Annotated in this window: 24 protein-coding genes; 4 read left to right on the top strand and 20 right to left on the bottom strand. The window is 36.1% G+C overall.

What is annotated here, in order from left to right:
• Positions 1-4: 4 nt before the first annotated feature.
• From MTP08_RS09730 to MTP08_RS09745, 4 genes are all read right to left on the bottom strand, one after another.
• Positions 5-568 (bottom strand): YeeE/YedE family protein, encoded by a 564-nt coding sequence (locus tag MTP08_RS09730; protein ID WP_243575851.1) that lies wholly within the window; start codon positions 566-568, stop codon positions 5-7.
• Between the two features lie 10 nt (positions 569-578).
• On the bottom strand, positions 579-1,994 hold the full coding sequence (locus tag MTP08_RS09735; RefSeq protein WP_243575852.1) for an MBL fold metallo-hydrolase: 1,416 nt from the start codon (positions 1,992-1,994) through the stop codon (positions 579-581).
• A 141-nt stretch (positions 1,995-2,135) separates the two neighbouring features.
• Positions 2,136-2,930, bottom strand: coding sequence for a sulfite exporter TauE/SafE family protein (locus MTP08_RS09740; protein ID WP_243575853.1), 795 nt, complete (start codon positions 2,928-2,930; stop codon positions 2,136-2,138).
• Positions 2,931-2,997: 67 nt separating this feature from the next.
• Complete coding sequence (locus MTP08_RS09745; protein WP_243575854.1) at positions 2,998-3,630, bottom strand: Crp/Fnr family transcriptional regulator; 633 nt, start codon at positions 3,628-3,630, stop codon at positions 2,998-3,000.
• 180 nt (positions 3,631-3,810) lie between these two features.
• Here MTP08_RS09745 and MTP08_RS09750 point away from each other — a divergent pair, with 180 nt between their 5' ends.
• Entirely contained in the window at positions 3,811-4,275 is a 465-nt protein-coding gene (locus MTP08_RS09750) for a hypothetical protein (RefSeq protein ID WP_243575855.1), read from the top strand.
• A 42-nt stretch (positions 4,276-4,317) separates the two neighbouring features.
• Positions 4,318-4,731 carry an RrF2 family transcriptional regulator gene (locus MTP08_RS09755; RefSeq protein ID WP_243575856.1) on the top strand — a complete coding sequence of 138 codons (414 nt, stop codon included), beginning with the start codon at positions 4,318-4,320 and terminating at the stop codon, positions 4,729-4,731.
• Here the strand turns inward: MTP08_RS09755 and MTP08_RS09760 are convergent.
• The 13 genes from MTP08_RS09760 to MTP08_RS09820 all read right to left on the bottom strand — a co-directional run bounded on the left by MTP08_RS09760 (position 4,721) and on the right by MTP08_RS09820 (position 15,797).
• A complete protein-coding gene (locus MTP08_RS09760; protein WP_243575857.1) occupies positions 4,721-5,926 on the bottom strand; it encodes a hypothetical protein in 1,206 nt (401 codons plus the stop codon). The genes MTP08_RS09755 and MTP08_RS09760 overlap by 11 nt on opposite strands.
• A 2-nt stretch (positions 5,927-5,928) precedes the next feature.
• Positions 5,929-6,144 carry a hypothetical protein gene (locus MTP08_RS09765; protein WP_243575858.1) on the bottom strand — a complete coding sequence of 72 codons (216 nt, stop codon included), beginning with the start codon at positions 6,142-6,144 and terminating at the stop codon, positions 5,929-5,931.
• Positions 6,145-6,175: 31 nt separating this feature from the next.
• Positions 6,176-6,544, bottom strand: a complete 369-nt coding sequence (locus MTP08_RS09770) for a DUF488 domain-containing protein (RefSeq protein WP_243575859.1) — start codon at positions 6,542-6,544, stop codon at positions 6,176-6,178.
• Positions 6,545-6,568: 24 nt separating this feature from the next.
• Complete coding sequence (locus tag MTP08_RS09775; RefSeq protein ID WP_243575860.1) at positions 6,569-7,021, bottom strand: hemerythrin domain-containing protein; 453 nt, start codon at positions 7,019-7,021, stop codon at positions 6,569-6,571.
• Between the two features lie 87 nt (positions 7,022-7,108).
• A complete protein-coding gene (locus tag MTP08_RS09780; protein WP_243575861.1) occupies positions 7,109-9,358 on the bottom strand; it encodes a nitric-oxide reductase large subunit in 2,250 nt (749 codons plus the stop codon).
• A gap of 18 nt (positions 9,359-9,376) precedes the next feature.
• The gene (gene ric, locus MTP08_RS09785; protein WP_243575863.1) at positions 9,377-10,102 is read right to left on the bottom strand and encodes an iron-sulfur cluster repair di-iron protein; all 726 of its coding nucleotides are present in this window, start codon (positions 10,100-10,102) and stop codon (positions 9,377-9,379) included.
• 251 nt (positions 10,103-10,353) lie between these two features.
• The gene (locus MTP08_RS09790; protein ID WP_243575864.1) at positions 10,354-10,779 is read right to left on the bottom strand and encodes a c-type cytochrome; all 426 of its coding nucleotides are present in this window, start codon (positions 10,777-10,779) and stop codon (positions 10,354-10,356) included.
• 19 nt (positions 10,780-10,798) lie between these two features.
• Positions 10,799-11,362: an SCO family protein gene (locus MTP08_RS09795; protein WP_243575866.1), complete on the bottom strand. Its 564-nt coding sequence runs from the start codon at positions 11,360-11,362 to the stop codon at positions 10,799-10,801.
• A gap of 5 nt (positions 11,363-11,367) precedes the next feature.
• The gene (locus MTP08_RS09800) at positions 11,368-12,204 is read right to left on the bottom strand and encodes a formylglycine-generating enzyme family protein (RefSeq protein WP_243575868.1); all 837 of its coding nucleotides are present in this window, start codon (positions 12,202-12,204) and stop codon (positions 11,368-11,370) included.
• 40 nt (positions 12,205-12,244) lie between these two features.
• Complete coding sequence (nirK, locus tag MTP08_RS09805) at positions 12,245-13,282, bottom strand: copper-containing nitrite reductase (protein WP_317233000.1); 1,038 nt, start codon at positions 13,280-13,282, stop codon at positions 12,245-12,247.
• A gap of 92 nt (positions 13,283-13,374) precedes the next feature.
• Complete coding sequence (locus MTP08_RS09810; protein WP_243575869.1) at positions 13,375-13,806, bottom strand: RrF2 family transcriptional regulator; 432 nt, start codon at positions 13,804-13,806, stop codon at positions 13,375-13,377.
• Between the two features lie 255 nt (positions 13,807-14,061).
• A complete protein-coding gene (locus MTP08_RS09815) occupies positions 14,062-15,111 on the bottom strand; it encodes a glucokinase (protein ID WP_243575871.1) in 1,050 nt (349 codons plus the stop codon).
• 113 nt (positions 15,112-15,224) lie between these two features.
• Positions 15,225-15,797, bottom strand: coding sequence for a transporter (locus tag MTP08_RS09820; protein WP_243575872.1), 573 nt, complete (start codon positions 15,795-15,797; stop codon positions 15,225-15,227).
• A 540-nt stretch (positions 15,798-16,337) separates the two neighbouring features.
• Between MTP08_RS09820 and MTP08_RS09825 the strand changes: the two genes are divergently transcribed.
• On the top strand, positions 16,338-17,708 hold the full coding sequence (locus MTP08_RS09825; RefSeq protein WP_243575873.1) for a DUF1800 domain-containing protein: 1,371 nt from the start codon (positions 16,338-16,340) through the stop codon (positions 17,706-17,708).
• 57 nt (positions 17,709-17,765) lie between these two features.
• Positions 17,766-18,956, top strand: coding sequence for a DUF1501 domain-containing protein (locus MTP08_RS09830; RefSeq protein WP_243575875.1), 1,191 nt, complete (start codon positions 17,766-17,768; stop codon positions 18,954-18,956).
• A 264-nt stretch (positions 18,957-19,220) separates the two neighbouring features.
• On the opposite strand, the gene MTP08_RS09835 is transcribed toward MTP08_RS09830, so the two are convergent.
• From MTP08_RS09835 to MTP08_RS09845, 3 genes are all read right to left on the bottom strand, one after another.
• Entirely contained in the window at positions 19,221-19,553 is a 333-nt protein-coding gene (locus MTP08_RS09835) for a HopJ type III effector protein (RefSeq protein ID WP_243575876.1), read from the bottom strand.
• Between the two features lie 76 nt (positions 19,554-19,629).
• Positions 19,630-20,070 carry a hypothetical protein gene (locus MTP08_RS09840; protein ID WP_243575878.1) on the bottom strand — a complete coding sequence of 147 codons (441 nt, stop codon included), beginning with the start codon at positions 20,068-20,070 and terminating at the stop codon, positions 19,630-19,632.
• Between the two features lie 16 nt (positions 20,071-20,086).
• Positions 20,087-21,361 (bottom strand): alpha-amylase family glycosyl hydrolase, encoded by a 1,275-nt coding sequence (locus MTP08_RS09845; protein ID WP_243575879.1) that lies wholly within the window; start codon positions 21,359-21,361, stop codon positions 20,087-20,089.
• Positions 21,362-21,582: the final 221 nt, after the last annotated feature.

Below are 21,582 nucleotides of genomic sequence, written 5' to 3' on the forward strand. Positions count from 1 at the left end.
AAAATTAAAGTGAAAGAATAATGGGCAGAATTACATTCGCCATGAAAAAGCCACCTACCATAAAACAAACTGTTGCCACCAAAGACGGCCACTGCAGATTAGACAACCCCATAATAGCATGTCCGCTGGTACACCCGCCCGCATAACGGGTTCCGAAACCAACTAAAAATCCACCGACCACCATCATTATGAAACCTCTTAATGTTAATAGACTTGCAAAATTCATTAATTGAACAGGAACAAGATTGCTGTAATCTGTAATTCCGTAAGTTGCAAGTTCTGTTTTAAGTGCAGAATTTACGGACATTTCTCCGGGATTTATTAAGAAATGGGAAGAAATAATTCCGCCTAAAAAAATTCCGAAAACAAAAAAAAGATTCCAAAGTTCCTTTTTCCAGTCGTATTTGAAAAAGCCAATATTGGCAGGGACACACGCTGCACAAATATGCCTGAGCGATGAGCTAATCCCAAATGATTTGTTACCCAAAATAAGCAAAGCAGGCACAGTAAGACCAATTAAAGGGCCTGCAACATACCACGGCCAGGGTTCTTTTATAATTTCTAACATTGATGTTTTATTAAATATTTAAAATTTTGGTTTGACAAACAAAATCACTTTTAGGAATATCAGTTTCTGCAATGGCATTGAAACCGCCCTCAATTTCGGAAAAATTTCTGTAACCTCTTGCCTGAAGAATGCTTGCAGCCATCATACTCCTGTAACCTCCCGCACAGTGAAGGTAAAAATGCTCAGCAGGATTTATCGTATTTATCCAATCATTAATATAAGCCAAAGGTCTGTTGAAAGCCTCCTGAACATGTTCTGCATTATATTCGGATTCTTTTCGCACATCCAGAATTGTTGCTTCCTTTCCTTTTATTTCTTCTTCAAATTGCTTCGCAGAAATTCTGTTGACTAAGTCTATTTCTTTTCCACTATTTTTCCAGGCCTCAAAACCACCTTGCAGAAATCCGAGAACATTATCGAAACCAACTCTGCTCAGTCTCGTTACCGTTTCTTCCTCTTCATTTCTGTTGGTAATGAGAAGAATTGGTTGTTTTACATCTACCATCAACGCGCCTACCCAAGGTGCAAAATCACCATTCAGCCCAATATTGATGGATTGTGGCACAAAGCCTTTTGCGAAATCCCCATTTTCCCTCACATCCAATAACAGAGCTCCGGAATGTTCTGCCAATTCTTCGAACCCATCAGGAGAAAGTGCCTGTAAACCTTTAGATAAAACCTCATCGAAGCTATCGTATCCTTTTTTGTTCATTGCAACATTCATCCCGAAATAAGCAGGTGGCGGTAAAAGGCCATCCGTAACTGCTTTGATAAAACTTTCCTTATCTTTCTGATTCAGTGCATAATTGGTCTTTTTCTGATTTCCCAAAGAGTCCACCGTTTCTTTCTGCATATTTTTACCACATGCAGAACCGGATCCATGCGCTGGATATACGGTAATATCATCATCCAGAGGGAGAATTTTATTATATAAACTCTCGTAAAGCAACCCTGCTAATTCCTCCTGAGTCATGTTTGCCGCTTTTTGTGCCAAATCCGGACGACCCACATCGCCCAAAAACAATGTATCTCCGCTAAATAGGGCTTTTTCTTCACCATTTTCATCTATTAGGAGAAAAGAAGAACTTTCCATAGTGTGACCAGGCGTGTGCAGAACTTTTATTTTGATATCACCTACCGAAAAAGCCTGATGGTCTTCTGCAATAATAGCTTCGAATTCTGGTTGTGCAGTGGGACCGTAAACTATGGGTGCATTGGTTTTGATACTTAAATCCAAATGTCCGCTTACAAAATCGGCGTGAAAATGCGTTTCAAAGATATATTTGAGCTTTACATTGTCTTTTTGCAATCTTTCGAGATAAGGTTGCGTTTCTCTTAAAGGGTCAATAATTGCGGCCTCACCATTAGAAACGATATAATATGCGCCCTGTGCAAGACATCCTGTATAAATCTGTTCTATTTTCATTTTTTTATGATTTAAATTTTATAATTGATTTTATCTGATACAAATTTCCGGGTTTATGATTTTCTGTACAGTCACTTTTGTTACATAAGAAACTCATTTCTAAAACAGAGAATTTCTCGTGGCTCGGTGAAGCCAAAACATTTATAAGAAGATTTCCTTTATAATGATATAAATTCCCATCACCAAAATAAACCAACCGAATGCAGGTTTCAACTTTTTACCATCAATTTTTTTTGATAATTGTGACCCGATAATAATCCCAACAATAGCAATGGATGAGATTGTTAAAAGTAATTTCCAGTCGATTGCCAAGTTGTTGGCTGATGCAAAAAATCCGATGAGCGAATTGAGTGAAATAATGACGAGAGAAGTTCCAATGGCAATCTTCATAGGTGTTTTGAGTAGATTAACCAATGCCGGAATAATCATAAAGCCACCTCCTGCACCTACCAAGCCTGTCAGAATACCGACAACGGAGCCTTCGCCCACCGCCAAAAGGGTATTATCTTTCTGAAATTCAGGGTTATTAGCCATGTTTTCAGAATTTTTGCCAATCATTTTATAGGAAGCCAAAATCATCAGAACAGCAAAAACCAGTAATAGCAAAATATTTTTGGTCAGAACGAAACTATTAATGGTAAAAACATTATTCGGAATCATCGGTAAAATATAATTCCGGGTAAGAAAAATAGAAATGATGGAAGGAATCCCAAAAACCAAAGCTGTTTTAAGATTAACCAAACCGTTTTTAAAGTAAGATACAGAACCTACTAAACTGCTTATTCCTACAATGAAAAGTGAGTATTCTGTTGCCAAAAAAGCATCCAACCCAAAAAGATACACCAAAACGGGAACGGTAAGAATACTTCCGCCGCCGCCGATTAATCCCAATGAAATTCCTATAAAAACTGAAGCAATATATCCGAAAATTTCCATTTCTCAACTTTATGCTGCAAAGATGAAAATCCTGGAAAAGGTGTACCGCTACTTTTGTTACATAAGCCTAAATTGTACTTAAAAGTTCAATTTTGTTTCTTCCCAATTTCAGCTTTCCCGAGTATTCCAATTGTTTTAACAATCTCGAAATGACTACTCTTGCAGTTCCAAGTTCGTTGGCGAGTTGCTCATGCGTTACGGAAATCGTTGTAGAATGAAGGATTTCGGATTTTTTATGGAGAAGATTCAGTAATCTTTCGTCCACTTTTTTAAATGCAATAGCATTGATAATATCCAGCAATTCTTCAAAACGCTTGTGATAAAGCCTGAAGATATAATCCAGCCATTCCGGATATTCTTTGATGAAAAGAGAAACTTTGTCCACGGGGAGAAAAAGAATTTCGGTATCTTCCTCAACTTCAGCTTTTACAATGCTTTTTTCGTTGTGCATTCCGCCGAGAAAAGACATAATGCAACTTTCACCCGCTTTAATGTAATACAACAGAATTTCTCTGCCGTCTTCTTCGGTACGGATGACTTTCAGCATTCCGTTCATCACAATCGGAATAGAACGGATGGACGCATTTTCATCTAAAATAATATCACCTTCACGATACGTTTTTGCAACACCGTTTTTGTAAAGTTTCTCTACCAGTTCCGGCGAAGAAGTAAATTCTGAATTAAGAATAGATGACTGCATATAACGAATTTAGCATTATGAACCTGCAAAGTTCACTAAATTTTATGTTTAATACAATTCCATCATGATTTTTCCCATAAAACTCTGTTTCTTTTTTTAAATAAGATATTTTTATCCGATTAAAGAAGTAACTTTGCTACGATAAAAAAATATTCATTTTCAATTTCAAATACAGTCAAAATGTATAAAAAAATCACCATTGTAGCTTTAATTATTTCCCTTGTTTCAAACGCAGTCCTCATTTACAAATTCTTTTATCAGGGCGAAAAAGTTGAACTTGCAAAAGATGGAAGAACAGAAATAAAAATGCCTAAAGAAAACCGCGAGTTTATAATGAAAGAAATGCGAGGTTTTTTGGAAAGTGTACAGCAAATTAATGAAGGTATTGCTAAAAATGATCCTCAAATTATTGCTAAAGTGGAAAAACAATCCGGAACCTGCAAAATAAATGAAGTTCCACAAGGGATGATACGTTCCCTGCCTCTCGGGTTTAAAGAAATGGGCTTCAATACTCACGAACTTTTTGATGCTATGGCAAAAATGGCTCAAAAAAATTATGACCGACAACAGATTCAGGAAAAAATGAACCAACTCCTCAACAACTGCGTTTCCTGCCATAAAACCTACAAAATAACTGCTGAGTAATTTAACCACAAATACTTAACTTTGTTATACTAGAAAATGTAAATGCTGATTTTTTCCAACACCTGTCAATACGCAATTAAAGCCTGCATTGTTCTCGCCAACGAGAATGAGAAAACCGGAATAAAAGCTATTTCTGAAAAAATTGGTACACCTGCAGCGTTTACTTCCAAAATTTTGCAGCAACTTACAAAAAAAGGACTTATCTCTTCCGGAAAAGGAAAAGGAGGCGGCTTTTTTATGACCGAAGAACAAGTTGAGAAGTTGACGATACAGGATATTTATGAAAATTTTGAAGGAAAAGAAGTTCTCACTTCATGTCTTTTAGGGCTGAAAACGTGCAATTCGCAAAACCCTTGTCCCATACATCATTTAGCGGCTGAAATAAGACAGAAAATCATCATGATGTTTCAGTACAAAATTAAAGAACTGAAGGACTTCGGAACTCTTATGATTTAAATTTCAATGTTTTGAACAAAGTAACAATGGAAATCATCATCACCAACGAAGCAAATAACAGCCAAAATTTCGCACTTAAAAAAGGAATATAAAAGACAGAAAATATCCCTGAAAGTCCTAAAATTAGTTCATTCAAAACAATTCCGAACACCAGCATTAGAATACTTATTTTAAGTATTTTATCGATTTTAATATTGGATACCATTACGATTTTCCAAATCAGGAAAATGCTAATTCCCATCAGCAAAACCAAATGAAGATAGGCAATAATCAGATTTATATTATTGAAGAAAAACACACCCAAAGCTGGTATTACCGACAAACTCTGAAGAACGGATTTCCCCAAAAAAGCCAATCCAACCACAGACAAAAGTAATTTACCCATAAAATTCTGATTCTGAAACCAATCGATTTTTCTTATCCACCTTAAAAATAAAACCGCTCCAACTAACTGAACAATGGCAATCAAACCGAAGAAAAAGAGCCAATAAGCACTCATTGTTATCCATAAAATGGAAAGTCCATATCCGAAGAAACAGCCTATTGACAGGAGATAAAAAATCGTTTTATTCCATTTTTCCGAAATGTTGATTTGGTGTTTTTTTAATGTTATCAAAAACAAACCAATGCACGAAAACAAGAAGAATCCGTTGTACTGGTAATGCAGGTAAAAATAAGTAGAAGCTCGGAAAAGCACTTCAAACTCCTCTTTCCTCGATGAAAAATAAGCCAATCCAAAAATTCCTACCGCAGAAAATGTGGCAAAAAAAGCACCGGCTTTCAGCCAGATCATTTCGGGATTTTTATTGTTTTTGGTATCGAAAAGTAAAAATCCAAAATAAGCGAAACCTGTAAACAATGCCACAGAAGAAAAAACGATGGAAAGCCAAAAATAACCGCCATACAAAAAACTGAACAGCATCCCATAAGAACCTATCTGATTGAAAATCATCATCCATTGGTATTTTTGGAGATTGATTTCTTTTTTATTTTCACTGAGATATTTCGTCACAAAAAGATAAATCGTAGCACTTACCCAACCGTAAAATGCAAAATGGGAATGCGATTCCTGCATAAACTGATGAGAAAACCAAGGAAGGGAAAACGCCATTTCGTACCGCATCATTACGCCCACAATAGACACAATAAAGAAATTGAAAAGGCAGAGTTTCACCCAAAATCCAAAGTTTTTCATAGTTAATCTGCGATTCTTTCCATTGTGCGGCATTTGGTTTTATCACCAGTTTTCACCACTGAAACGTCCAAATATTTTACAGTTCCGGAACTGGCTTTTTCAAACTGTTTTGCTTTTTTGTCGGCATATTCGTAGGTATATCCAATTCCCATTACCACTTTGTGCCCGTTGCACTCTCCCATTGCCAGGTAAAGATATTCTCCTAAAGTATGATTCATTTCAGTTAAAGTTTTTAATGTAATTTTAAAGTTATTTTTTTGATTTGTTGTTGAGCAATTGTTCCAGATAATCCCTTAAAACCAAAGGATGACAATGTTTTTCATCTTTTGCCGCATAAACCAGCGTTATTTTTTCCTGTTGCCCATTTTTTTCTAAAAAAGGCTTTCCGGGATTTCGCTCCAAAAGCTCTTCTTTATATTTCCGGGAAAACTCGTCCCAAAGTAAAGGATCGTGATGAAACCATTCCCGAAGCTCTGTTGATGGTGCAAGGTCTTTGCCCCATTCATCCAAAGCGGCTTTTTCTTTTGAGATTCCTCTTGGCCAAATCCGGTCTACCAAAACACGGTAACCATCTTCGGGAGAAGCATCTTCGTACACTCTTTTTAATATGATTTCCATTGATTTATTTTTTTAAATTGATGATCATTTCCAAAACTCATCCACATAGTCATCTTCTTCTTTGTGATGATGATTGCTTAATTCTACACCTATTGTATCCATCTGTTCATCGGAAAGATGTTCTTCAAGATAAGGAAAAACACTTCTTTCCTCAAAACGGATATGTTTGTATAAAGCATCAGCAAAATCTGATAGCAACTGCTGGTTATCTGATTGATTGATACTTCCAATTAAACGGCTAATTTCGCGATGTTCTTTCTCAATTTGGTTCTGTAAACCCTCGTTCGACAATTCCGGAAGCACATCATCTTCAGTCTTGAAATGGTTATGAAGATTGTTTTCCCAATAATAATTAATGTAATTTTTGATTCGTTCGTAAGAAACCTCTTTTTTGATGCCCTGACGGATTTTCCAGCAACAAAGCAAACCAAAATGATGGTCTCGGGACAAGGGTACGAGATTTTCGTTTCTTTTCATAGATTGAATTTTAATGATTTTTTATTTTTAAAATTAATGAAAAAGAACCGCCAAAATAAGATGACGGCTCCTGCTTTTAATCATATTTTATCTTTTCTCTTTTAGCGACCAACCGGTTTTCAGTCCTATAATGAAAATAACTAATAAAAATTCGCCTACCGCAAGCATAATATCCCCCGGAACACGTAGCCATCTCAAGGTTTTCATCATATCCGTCTGCATAAATTCGGCAGAACGGGCGTACCAATAGCCTTCTTTTATGGAAGCTACCGACTGCATAATGCCGATTGGCAATAAACTGATTGTTACCATTACCAAAAGTCCGATGTTGGTGAGCCAGAATGCCCAACCGATCAGTTTGTCATTCCATTCTCTGTCGGGATAAAGTCCTCTCAGCATAAACATCATCAATCCGATTCCCAAAATCCCGTACACTCCGAAAAGTGCTGCGTGACCGTGAACAGCGGTGGTATTCAACCCTTGAATGTAGTATAATGCAATCGGCGGATTAATGGCGAATCCGAAAATCCCTGCTCCTAAAAAGTTCCAGAAACACATCGCAACGAAACAGTAGATCGGCCATTTGTAGGCTTTGATCCATTTGGTTGATTTACTTATTTGATAATTCTGCCAGGCTTCAAAACCGATCAGTACCAACGGAACAATTTCCAAGGCGCTGAATGTCGCACCCAATGCCAGAACAGCCGTTGGCGTCGCACTGAAGTACAAGTGATGGAACGTTCCCAAAATGCCACCTGCAAGGAAAATAATTGTAGAAAATAATACTGCATGCGTGGCAGATTTAAGTCTTAATAATCCTAATCTTGTAAAGAGGAAAGCGGCAACCACGGTGGCAAAAACCTCGAAAAAACCTTCAACCCAAAGATGCACTACCCACCATCTCCAGTATTCGGCAATTGCCATGTGGGTTTGTCTGCCATACATCAATCCTGCACCGTAAAACATCGCAATTGCAACCGCAGAAAGAGTGAAAAGTAAAAGCAAATGCCGGTCGGCATCTTTTTTCTTGAGTGCCGGAAGAAGTGCGCGAACCATCAAGACTAACCAAAGAATCAATCCAACTAATAAAAGGATTTGCCAGATTCTGCCCAGCTCTACATATTCGTAGCCGGAATGTCCCCAAAGGAAATTATCTACATAACCTAATTTCTGCATTACACCAAGCCATTGTCCAGCCAAAGAACCGAAAACCACAATCAGCAACGCTCCGAACAATACATTGACGCCTAAAACCTGATATTTCGGTTCGTAACCTGAAACGGCTGGTGCAATATATAAACCTGTGGCAAGCCAGGAAGTTGCAATCCAGAAAATCGCCAACTGCACGTGCCAGCTTCTGGAAATGGATTGCGGAAGAACCTCATCCAACGGAATGCCGTAAAAAGCACTGCCTTCTACCCCATAATGGGCGGTAATAACGCCGGCAAGCATCTGAACCAAAATCAGCAATGCCACTACCCAAATATATTTCAGAGTCGCTCTCATAGAAGGTGTTGGTTTCATATTTCTGAGCGGATCTTCCAATGGCAGCATCTCGCTTGAATTGATTTCCTCTTCCTTGTTTCGGGCGTGGTAAAATACCAGCAGACCAACACATCCCAGCAACATCAGCACGCTGAAACCAGACCAAAGGTGAAGCGATGGCGGTGGTACGTTGCCAATCAGCTCATCGTGTGGCCAGTTGTTGGTGTACGTTACATCGTCACCGGGACGATCCGTAATGCAAACCCAGGCTGCCCAGGAGAAAAAGGCATTCATTTTTGCCATTCTTTCCGGAGTTTTTACTGTATTTTTCGGGATGGCGTACTGGTCTCTTAGTTTTGCCATTTCCGGAGCGTTCATAAATATTTTAGCATAGTAATCTGCCAATTCTGCCTGTACTTTTGCTCTTTCGGGAGAAATCACAATTGTATTTTTGGCTTCGTCCAACGTATTTTTACGAAGTTCCTTTTTCAGTAATACCTGATATTTTGCCTGCTCGTCATCGGGTAAATCTTTATAGACTTTCCCATCTTTTTTAGCTAGTTCTTCCAGAAGAAGCAAAGATTCACGATGGAGATAATCCGCACTCCAGTCCGGTGCAATGTAGGCACCGTGTCCCCAGATGCTTCCAACGGTTTGTCCTCCGATAGATTGCCAGACATTCTGTCCGTCTTTGATGTCTTGTCCGGTAGCCACCACTTTGCCATCGGTGGTTACCACTTTATCCGGAACGGGCGGAATTTTCCTGTAAATCTCCACGCCGAAGAAAATAAGGACAGCAAAGGAACCAATAATAACGGCTGCAAGCCACGTCCATAACTTTTTAGGTGTCATATATTTTTGTTTTGATGCTTAATGTTCCACTGAAAACTCTTTCTCCAACTCGATAGATTTTGGGAAAAGGATATTATTTTCAAGATGGATGTGTTTGTGTAAATCGTTCTCGAAATCCTGAAGCATTGCAAATGTCACTTTGTAGGTGTTGCAGGCATCGGCTGGCGGCGTATATTCGTTGGTGAGTTCTGCAATTTGTCGCAGGCGTTCCCCTTCCACGGTATGTTCGTGCTTCATCATATTTACCGGATTTTCCACAGTTCCGAAAGGCGGCTGCGGAATAGCACTGCCATCAATCTTAGCTTTCACCATATTTTTGATGAATGGGAAAAGCATCAGTTCCTCTTTTTTCAAATGTGCGCCCAAATCCTGTGCAGAAGCATCAAACAATTCTTTAATTTCGAATAATTCTGGATGACGACCGCCGTGCACTTTACAAAGTTTGTCTAAGAAAGCCTGTAAAACGGGCGTTTTTTCATACACGTAGCGGTGATGGGTTTTCTCTACATAATCTGTCAGCAAATCCAACGGCCAGCTTTTAAAATCTATGGAGCCGCCATTATCCTGAGGAAGATTTTCGATTTCTGCATAAATTGAGTTGGCATCCAGCATTTTGTTTTCGCAGGCATCCTCTATCGTTCTTCCGCCTTTGCAGCAGAAATCGATACCATTTTTTTTGAAAATAGCTGCCGTTCTGAAATCTTCAGCCACAATCTCTCCTATAAAATCTGTCTTGATATTCATAATTAAATACTTTTTTATCTTTTATTATTTTAAATTTTTTTTATGTTGATTTTCTGGTCTTTAGTTTTTGAATTGGATATAGTTCATTAGCAATAAATCTTCTATTCAACTGTAAACAACCCTATTTTTAGCTTTTTTCAAGCCTATTATTTGTCATTCCGAAGGAATCCATTTAGAATAAGTCCTTAATTCATCATCAGCAAATTGAGATTCCTACGGAATGACAAAATAATATTGATTATGTTGTTAATCTATTTTTTAAGTGAAAGGATATATTTTACCATTTTCTGAGCGTTCTCTTTGCTGAGTCCGGCGTGCGGCGTCATCGGGATATCGCCCCAAACACCTTTTCCTCCTTCTATTATTTTAGTTGCAAGGTGGTCAATATCGGCGTCGGTATATTTTTTAGCTACATCCTGATAAGCCGGTCCCACCAATTTAGAATCTACCTTGTGACAAGACAGGCAGTCTGCGCCTTCTACAAGAGCTTTGCCTTCGTCTTCGGGCTTTGCTGCGGCTGTTGTTGAAGCAGTATCAGCAGATGCTGCAGGTTTTGGTTCCTCCATCATTGTATTGGATTCTGTTGTGGGCTGTTGTTCTGCCACCTGTTCTTTTTTTTCTGAGCAAGAAGTGATGGTAAGAGAGAGCAAAATTGCTGTAAAAAATAAGTTTTTCATTACTAAAGATTTTTATGGATTATAATTCTATTTGTTTTTTAATTTCTTTTACGAGGTCATCATCGCCGGAGTCCAGACCTTCTTTTTGATAAGCTAAAGTTCCTTTTTTGGAATAGACACTAATGATATTGGAGTGGGAAAACTCTATCGGCGAGATTTCTTTGTATTTAACAGCCATTACGTTGGCGAGTTCCCGCGTATCATCCTCGTTGCTGCGGATAAATGTCCATTGTTTTTCATCGAATTTATTGGTATCCAGATAAGCTTTCATTACCTGCGGCGTATCGTTTTTCGGATCAATGGAAATCAAAACATACTGGATGTCTTCCGGATTGGTTTTTCCTACTTTTTGGGAGATGGTTCTCATCTCGGCAGTGAGTCTCGGGCAAGCGGTTTTACACGATGTAAAAATCATTGCAGTAACCAGAACTTTCCCTTTCATATCAGAAAAAGTAATGGTTTTACCGTCCTGTTTCTCCCATTTGGAACTGACATTATAAATGGAATCCGGACTTATTTCTTCGTTTTTTTTGCTGCAGGATAAAGTTGCCATTGCCAACAAAATATAAAGTAAGTTTTTCATTATGATTAATTTTTAAAATCTCTCGCACATCGGAAACCGAGATTGTTGAGACAATTGTTAGCTTTGATACTTCCGCGAAGTGCATATCGCACAAAGGCAGCATAATTTCTAAGATCCGAAGCGGTAATGGCGCCACCGGCACAAAACAAAGACTCGTTGGTGGTATTGTCTTTTCTGGATTCTCCGCTCATCATCACCGAATTGAAATCGTACGTCCATTCCCAAACCATTCCGTACATATCGTAAACACCGTAAAAGTTAGGTTCACTTTGTCTCACCACTTTATTCATATTGCTTTTCCGCTGCTGGTATTCTCTAAGTATAAAATCTGTAAAATCAGGTTTATTAGAAGCATTTTTAGAAGTGCGGTCTGCAAGTCCTACATATTCCCATTCTTCTATTGTTGGAAGCCTTTTGCCCACACTTTTGGCATACGCTTCTGCGGAAAACCAGGAAACATTGGTTACGGGAGCGTCGGGATTTATTTTTTCCGGAAGCTGATAATCGCCTTTCCAATGTTTGAGGTAAGTGCTGTCTGCGTATAACCGAAGCACTTTGCTTCTGGTCCATTGAGGATTAGCTTTCAGAAATGTGAGATATTCTGCATTGGTCACCGGGCTGTCATCAATATAAAAAGATTTTACTTTAATTATATTGTTAGAATCTTTTCCGATAAAAGCTCTGTACGATCCGCTGTCTATTTTCATCATTTTTTTTGAACTGGAAATGAATTCTAACTGATGATCTGCTACAGACGTACTCTGATGACTTTTGGGAGATTCTGAACAGGAAGCTAAACCCAAATTAAGGATGACTGCACAAATGATAACAAAAACTCTCATTGCTTTGTATTTGCTAAACCTCAATGAAACAAGAAAAAAATTATGGATTCTTTTTATAAACTGCAGGATTATCCGGTCCTGTAACTTTAATTTTACCTAAAGCTCCTTTATTGAAAGCTCTGAAAATTGCATGGTCAACAATCACATATTCACCCGGAACTGTAGCTTTGAACTCTACGATAGACGCTCCACCAGGAGGAATAACCGTGGTCTGTACATTTTCATTGATTTTACTGCCGCCTTCCATATACACTCTGTCGAAGATTTCCCCGATAACGTGGAAAGAAGACGTAAGGTTCGGACCACCGTTTCCTACGAAGAAACGCACCGTTTCACCTACTTTTGCCTGCAACTCGCCATCGCCCAAAAGAGCTCCGGTTTTTCCGTTAAATACTACATATTCCGGATGTTCTGCAATGGCTTTATCCATATCGAATTCCTGAAGACCTTTGTCACCAAATTTCCCTTTGGTATAGAAATCGCCCTGCATAATGTAGTATTCTTTGTCCACTTTTGGCAGTCCGCCTTCCGGCTCTATGAGGATAAGACCGTACATTCCGTTGGCAATGTGCATTCCTACAGGAGCTGTGGCACAGTGGTAAACGTAAAGTCCAGGATTCAATGCTTTAAAATTGAAAACTTTTTCCGTTCCCGGCGCTACAAAAGTGGCTTCTGCACCACCACCGGGACCATTAACAGCGTGGAGGTCGATGTTGTGAGGGAATGTATTGTTTTCATTATTTTTTAAGTGAAGTTCTATTTCATCGCCTACCCTTGCACGGATAAAACTTCCCGGAACCGTTCCGTTAAAAGTCCAGAAATTATATTGCGTACCGTCTGCCAATTCGCCGGTCTTCTCGATGGTTTCGAGACGAACGATAACCTTCTTTGCTGCACGATCTCCAACAGGAGCCGGCACATTGGGCGGTGCTACAGATTTTTGTTCTTCTACGGAGCCGTCCGTTTTAATTTTCTCTGTATCTGAATTATTTTCAGAGCTTGTAAAATTGTTTTGTTTGCAGGAATTCAGACTGATGAAAGCTGATAAAACTGTTGCGATGATGAATGTCTTTTTCATAACTGAAATATTTGAGTAACACCTGATACTAATACATTAAAATTTTAAAAAGATAAAAACACCTTTTAGTATTTTATTGTAGTAATTTTTTTTTATTTTTTTAAGAATGTCAGTTTTAAATCCAGATCTTCTACAAAAAGTTGAATTCTAGATTCTTCCAACATTGTTTTTATTGCCTGACGAATATGCTTAAATTCATTATGGATTGGACAAGGATGGCTTTCAGAACACTCTTTTAAGCCTAATCCGCAACCTGAAAAAAGTTTATCTCCATCTATTTCTCTTACAATATCTGCGATGGATAATTTAAGATTACTGCCGTCCATAAAAAAACCGCCTGTTGGACCTTTCGCTGATTGTACAAATCCTTTTCTGCTTAATTCCTGCAAAATTTTAGCAATGAAATATTCTGGAGAATCGATACCTAATGCAATCTCCTTAATCCCTATCCTACTTCCGTCTTTCGACTTCTGTGCGATATATATAAGGGCACGAATGGCATATTCACAGGTTTTGGAAAACATTATCTCTTATTTTATGTGACAAAGTTAGAAATAAATTTTAAATAAAAGAGTAAAAGGTATTTTATTTATTATGATTAATATCAATTGTTTTGAAAAGAAACTTCTTTAGCAAATAAATAATATCAAACTCATTAAAAAATCATTAGAGAAATTCTTCAGATTAAAACCTATGAAGAAGAAAAAATTAAAATGAGGAATTAAAATTTTAGAAAATATTAAAAATAAAAACTCCGGAAGAAATCCGGAGCTGAAATTTTATTCTGTAAAGTAAGCGGTGTAAAGTGCAGCACCATTAATACTTATGCTATCTGTATTTACAATATAAATCGGGATATTCTTCAACATATCCTCCATCTTATCACTGATTTTGAACTTCTCATAAAACTTATCTCTGTCTATGTAATTTCTTATAATCTGAGGAATATCTCCTGCAATAAGCAAACCTCCGGTTGCTTTCAGTTTAAGAGTAAGATTGTTGGCTTCTCTTGCTAAAAATTCAAGGAAAGTATCTAACGCGATTTTACAAATCATAACGTCTTCTTCCATTGCGGCTCTATACAATTCTTCAGTAAAATTACCGTTGGCAAGACGTTCTGCTAACCACTCAGGTTCTGGGTGTCTCTTTACATCTCGTAAAAATCTGTAGATATTAAACAATCCTGTTTTGGAAAGCACAGATTCCCAACTTACAATTCCGTAGATGTTATTAAGAAACTGATAAAACTCTACTTCTACATTTGTTCTTGGTGAAAATTCTGAGTGTCCTCCTTCTGTAGCAAATGGTCTTAAATATTTACCATCGAAGAAATATCCTGCTTCTCCCAAACCATTACCCGGAGCAAGAATAGCAACATTTCCTTTTTCAAGATGTCCGCTGGTATAAATGGCATCCAATTCAGAGTCGTCTAAAAGACCAATTCCGTAAGCAGCAGCTTCCTGGTCATTCAGCATATTTACTTTCTCAAATCCGAATTTTTCCTGATATTCTGAAATATCTAAATTCCAGTTTAATCTTGCAGGATGGCTTTTTCCATCGATTACAGGCCCCGGAACAGATATCCCTAATCTTTTCACATTCTCCAGCTGAGATTCCTGAATAAACTGGGCAAGAACATCCGAAAACGAAGCGTATTCTTTAGTAATATATGTTTTTTTTAACTGAAGCTCTATACCTGCATTTCCAGAAATATAATACCCTATCGTAGTGGTATCTTCTCTTAGATTTGCTCCGATGATAGAGACATTGTCATTGGTATTATTTTTTACCCCCGGTAAATAAAGAGGAAATTTTGGATTTAAGTTCATAATCTCAAATTTTATCAAATATAACAATAGTTTTGATATTTTCTGTATCCTAACAAAAAACCTTTTCAAAAAAACGAAAAGGCTTGGTTAATAATTGTTTATATATCGGTTAATTATTTTCCTAAAGGAATATTATAAGAAAATCCTGCTCCAATGCTTCCCACATTGTAGTCTTGTGAAGCTGGAGAAACAATATCTCCATTGCTTCCTGCAAAAACCTTTTGGTACTGAAGGAAGAAATTCCAGTCTCTATTGTGATATCCTACCTCTGGTTTAAGGTAAAAACCTCCGTTGGGTCTGCTAACATCAGAATTACTTGCCACCTTATCATCTCCCAACAAAAATCCGTAACCTAAATCTGCACCGAAGTAAAATCCTGTCTTTTTAGGATAAACTCTAAAAAGTGCAGCTACCGGAACCACTCCTACATCGTTGTTTTTATATCCGTTGTTATCTTTACCAAAATAATGTGTATATCCTGTTGCAATACCCAATCCGAAACCTGGAGTAATTAGATTCTGATAAGCTACATCTACTCCAATTGCAGCCGAAAGATTATCTGCCGGAACTGCCAAACCTGCAGTAGCCCCTACTTTAATCATGTTATTCATACTTACATCCTGTGCACTTAATAATTCTGCAGTTAAAATCCCCGCTGCTAAAATGCTTTGTTTAATCATTTTCATAACTCTGATTTTTAAATTTTACCTTTTGCTGGATGTAAAAATCATGCCAATAAAAAAATTAAGACTCAACAAGACTTAAATAAAAATATATAATTAATTCCAAATCAAAACATTATACGCAAATGATTTTTTTTTGATTTTAGGCTTTGTTTAAATCTTGATTGTTTATTCTTTTTAAAAATTAAGATTTTTAGATTATTAAGATAAAATGATTAATAAATCAATTTGTTGATTTCTTTTAAGTAATTTAAGTATTTAAGATAATCTTAATTTCTTACTGTAAAATAAGTTTGAAATTTAAACTATTAAAAAAATATAATGGATGTCCGTTTTAAATCATAATTCTCAAAAATCAACAGCCATTATCATTCTGAAAAAACACAGACATACTGAAATACAATATTTTAGATTCTTAAAAAATGATAAAAGTAATGCTGAAAACTAAATTATCGCTCATTGCGCAAAAGCAGTAAATATATTAAAGTCTGTTAATATAATTTAACTCGAACGTACAAAATAGCTCTAAAAAGAAAAACAGCAATGAGTTCAGTACTAAACAATAAACATCTTATTTCCAGAGCAGGTTTTGGAGTAAGCATTAATCAAATTAACAATATGGAAGACTGGACTCCTCAAAAGTTGAGTGATGTACTATTCCGCAATTATAATTTTACTGAAATTACTTACCAAACTCCAGATTTTGTAAAAACAGAGACAGATGATCCTAAGCTGATTGCCAACCAAAAAAGACAGCAACTGAAAACATTTCAAAAGCAAAATGAAGAACTTAACCTGAATTTTCTAATGAATATGGTTCATAATGAAGACCAGCTTTTGGAAAAAATGGCTTTTTTTTGGCATGGTCATTTTGCAACGAGAATCAATAATTCTCAATTTAACCAGCAGCTTCTCAATTTTATTCGAAAAAATGCATTGGGAAATTTTAAAGATTTGCTTATTGGAGTAAGTAAATCTCCGGCAATGCTTAATTTTTTAAATAATCAGCAGAATAAAAAAGATCATCCCAACGAAAATTTTGCACGAGAGGTAATGGAGCTTTTTACACTTGGAAGAGGCAATTATACAGAAACCGATATTAAAGAACTTGCCAGAGCTTTTACGGGATGGTCTTATGATAAAGATGGTAATTTTCAGGAAAGAAAAAACCAACACGACAATCGGGATAAAACATTTCTCGGCAAGAGAGGCAACTTCAATGGAGATGAGGCTTTAAAAATAATTTTAGAACAGAAAACAACGGCAAAATTCATCACAGAAAAAATTTATCGCTTTTTTGTGAATGAAATTCCGGACAAGTCTATTATTGATAAGTTAAGCACAGATTTTTACGCTTCAGATTATGATATTAAAGGTTTAATGAAAAACATATTTACCAGTAAATGGTTTTATGATGAAAAAAATATAGGAAACAGAATAAAATCTCCTACGGAACTTATAGTCGGGATGATGCGAATATTACCCATGGAAATTAAAAATTCTGAAAATATTGTTGTCTATCAAAAACTTTTGGGACAGATGCTTTTGTATCCGCCCAATGTTTCGGGATGGCCTAACGGAAAATCTTGGATAGACAGTTCTTCTCTTATGTTGAGAATGCAGATTCCGCAGATTTGGTCGGGAATACGCCCAATGGAATATTCTGCCAAAGAAGATGATGATATGGATATGGGAATGAAGTCGAGAGAAGCACTGAATAAATCTTTCAAAAATCCAAATATTATAATTGACTGGAAAAAAGTTGAAAATACTTTTAAAGACAAAAAACCCGAAAATTATATCATCATCAATTCCGGAAATATTAATATGGAAAGTGTTAAACAGTTTTCAGATTCAGATAAAATTAAGGCAATCATCAATATGATGTCTACTCCAGAATACCAGTTGATGTAGATTACAGCACAAAGATTTTGGCAAACAATTATTTATTTTTCACTAAAAACTTATGTTATGCTCATTAAAAGAAGAGATTTTTTAAAGATAAGTTCCCTTGCAAGTGCATCTTTACTATTACCTGGTTTTCTAAAGTCTATGACTTTTGAAGGAGCTCTAAACCCTACGCAGAAAAAACTGATTGTTCTTCAGTTTACCGGAGGAAATGATGGCTTGAACACCATTATACCTATAAAAAATGATATTTATTTTAGAGAACGAAACAAAATCGCAATTCAGGATTCTCTCAAATTAAATGATGAAACAGGAATAAATCCTGCTCTCAGTTATTTCAAAAACCTTTATGATAGCGGAGAATTATCTGTAATGAATAATGTTGGGTATCCCAATCCGGACAAATCTCATTTCAGAAGTATGGATATTTGGCAATCTGCAAGCCGAAGTGATGAATATCTGGATACCGGTTGGATAGGAAGATTTCTGGATGAAGAATGTTACCGATGCCAACATCCGACCCAAGCTTTGGAAGTAGACGATATGCTAAGCCTTGCTCTAAAAGGAGAAAACAATAAAGCTTTTGCTTTTAAAGATCCTAAGAAATTGTACCAAACCAGTCAGGAAAAATATTTCAAGTCGATTTACGATCATCATCACAGCCATGATGACGAAACGGTTTCTTATCTATATCAGACATTGGGTTCAACCATCAATAATGCAGATTATATTTTCGATAAAAGTAAATCGGTAAAAACAGCAGAAGATTATCCAAACACCAAATTGGGTAAAGACTTCAAAACCGTTGCATCTTTAATAAAGTCTGATATTAATACTCAGGTATATTACCTATCGATCGGCAGTTTCGATACTCATGTGAACCAAAATGAAAGACAGCAAAAGTTATTTGAAGAAATAAACGGAGCCGTAGAGTCTTTTGTAGCAGACATGAAAAAGAACGGACTTTTTGATGATATTCTACTGATGACTTTTTCTGAATTTGGAAGAAGAGTCGCCCAAAATGCCAGCAACGGAACCGATCACGGCACAGCCAACCAAATGTTTTTTATAAGTGGCGGATTAAAAAAGAAAGGATTATTAAATGACTTACCCAATCTTGAAAAACTGAATGACGGCGATCTGATTTACACAGAAGATTTCCGAAAAGTGTATGCTACAGTTCTTAAAAAATGGCTTAATGCAGATTCTTCCAAAATTTTGGGATGGAAGAACGGAATGTACGATTTTATATGAAAAAACCTTACAAAAGTAAGGCTTTTTTCATTTAGCGGGGAGAAGGAATTTGCTTATCAGTGGTTTTCACTTCCTTCTTTCCTGTTACTTTTTTTATTACATAATCTATCACAATAGGTGCGAGAAGAGTAAGAATTGTTCTTAAAATTCTTGATTTCATATTTGAATTGTTATTTTGAATTAATATACAATTTGAATTGCTTTTTTTTAAATTACAAAAACAGTTACAAGAAATAAGCCAATTGCAATTCTATTATCTAAAAGTTATTTCAGTTGTAAAGCTTCTCCTTCAAAAGAAATTCCGTTCCAGCCAGACTCAATAAAATTTCTGATGTTCTGATGATCTGTACCTTTTGGATTTTGCAAAACATCTATTCTGTAAAAATCTCCAAACAACGCTAAAGTTTCTTCTTTTGATAAGTTATTCAGTTGAGCAAAACTGAAAATTTTACAAGAACCATTGTTCTGATTGGCTTCGTTTACTGTATTTCCGTTAGTGAATTTTGTGGGCGTAAAATCATATTTCTCATCAATGAAAGCAATGACATCTTTAAAATCGATACTTTCAGATGAATTTTTAAGTTGTTCTAATATCATTTTAATAAATTTATTTTTATTTAACAGTAAAATACAATTGTTTAATTATCAAATATTTAAAAACGATGTTAATATTTTATTCAACAGTTAAGATGGTATGATTAATTCCATTCAAAACAAAACTTTCATTTGCCGATTTTCCCTGCATGGCTTTTGCTAAAGGAGATTCTAATGAAATTGACATTATTTTTTGGGTATCCAACATAATTTCTCCCAAGGAAACCGAAATAAAAAACAATCCTTTTTCCGTACTCACCAAAGCTCCTTTTTCAACTTTTTGAAGCGGATTTAAAGAGATTCCTTTAAGATATTCGCGTTGTTGGAAAACCGCATTAAGCTGAACCTGAAGATTATTGATTTGTTGTTGCAACATTTCTCTTCCGGTTTCATACTTATCGCCCATAGAACTTTTTGTATCATTATTGGATGCTCTGGTTTCTGCGATAAGATTTTCCAGATTTTTGATTTTTTCTTCTATTTTTTGATGCAGAACATCAATTAGATTTTGTTTATTCATTCCTAAAATCAATCATTTACCTTTCAAAAACAGCATAATCGGACACTTTGAAACTAAAATTTCTACCTTCATTAAAATTTCTTTTCATCCCGTCAAAAACATTTTTAAATATTCCCGAGACACGATCATCATCAATATTAAAATCTACTGGTTGTTTCGAAAAATTAAGAACAGTAAGAACTTCATTTTCTCCATTTTTACGGAGATAGGCTAAAATTTTATCGTTTGCCGTAGTGTTTAGAAGATAAGTAGTAACGTTTGGATCGCCGCCTCTTAATGCAGGATGAGAAGATTTCAGTTCGAGCAATACTCTGTAAAAGTCTGCCATTTCGTAATTGTTGGTCCAGGATATGGTATCTTTTTCAAAAAACTCAAGCCTTTTAAGATTGGGAAGCTCCTGACCGGAATACAACAGAGGAATTCCGTTCCATGTGATCGAAAAAACAGCCATAGGCAAAGCAATATCGCCATATTTTTCGTATTCTGTTCCGTTCCAGGAGTTTTCATCATGATTGCTGGTAAACCAAGCCCTTATAGAAGAATCGCCTATCTGAGAATATTGTTTGAGTAAGTCTGTCAATTCATGCAAAGGCTGATTATATTTATAAAAATCTGCAGATTTGTGCATCCATTTCCAAGAATAGCTTGCGTCGAACACTTTTCCATATTCTGGATTTTCGAGTTCGTCGAATTCTCCAATCCAAAAAAGAGGTTTCAGTTTTTCTACTTCTGGTCTGGCTTCTTTCCAAAAATCTACTGTAACCCAAGATGCCAAATCGCAACGAAAACCATCAATATCTGTTTCTGAAATCCAGAATTTCATAGCTTCAATCATTTCTTTTCGAACCTGAGGATTTTCATAATCCAATTCAATAATATCATCCATCCCGGAAGCTTTTTTGAAATCTCCGTGGTCGTCTTTCTGATAAAATTCAGGATGGGTTTTTGTCCAAACATGATCCCAACCTGTATGATTGGCAACCCAGTCTATAATTACCTTCAACCCTAATCGGTGAGCTTTTTTCACCAATCTCTTAAAATCTTCCAAAGATCCGAATTCGGGATTAACAGAAAAGTAATCCGCAGCCGCATAAGGACTTCCTAAGCTTCCCTTTTTATTTTTCTGTGCAATAGGAGTAATGGGCATGAACCACAGTGTTTGAATCCCCATATTTTTAAGGCGCGGCATTTCTTTTTCGAAAGCCTGAAAAGTACCTTCTGGTGTATATTGCCTTACATTAACTTCGTATATATTGGTAGTATGCTTCCATTCTTGTGATAAATTCATCATTTTTTCTTGATTTTTATTTTTTTGCAATATAAAATTGATTACAAAAATTATTATCTTCTTGTATTAACTTATCATAAATAACATAATTTATTTAAAATTAAAAATTTAAAATAATGTTCTTAATACTATAAAATCAGATGTAGAAATAAAAGTTTACAACTTCTGAAACCAAGCTAATAAACTTGGCAAAATTAAATTACAGAAATAATTGTAGCAGCAGC

The organism is Chryseobacterium oryzae (assembly GCF_022811665.1).
GTDB lineage: Bacteria > Bacteroidota > Bacteroidia > Flavobacteriales > Weeksellaceae > Chryseobacterium > Chryseobacterium oryzae.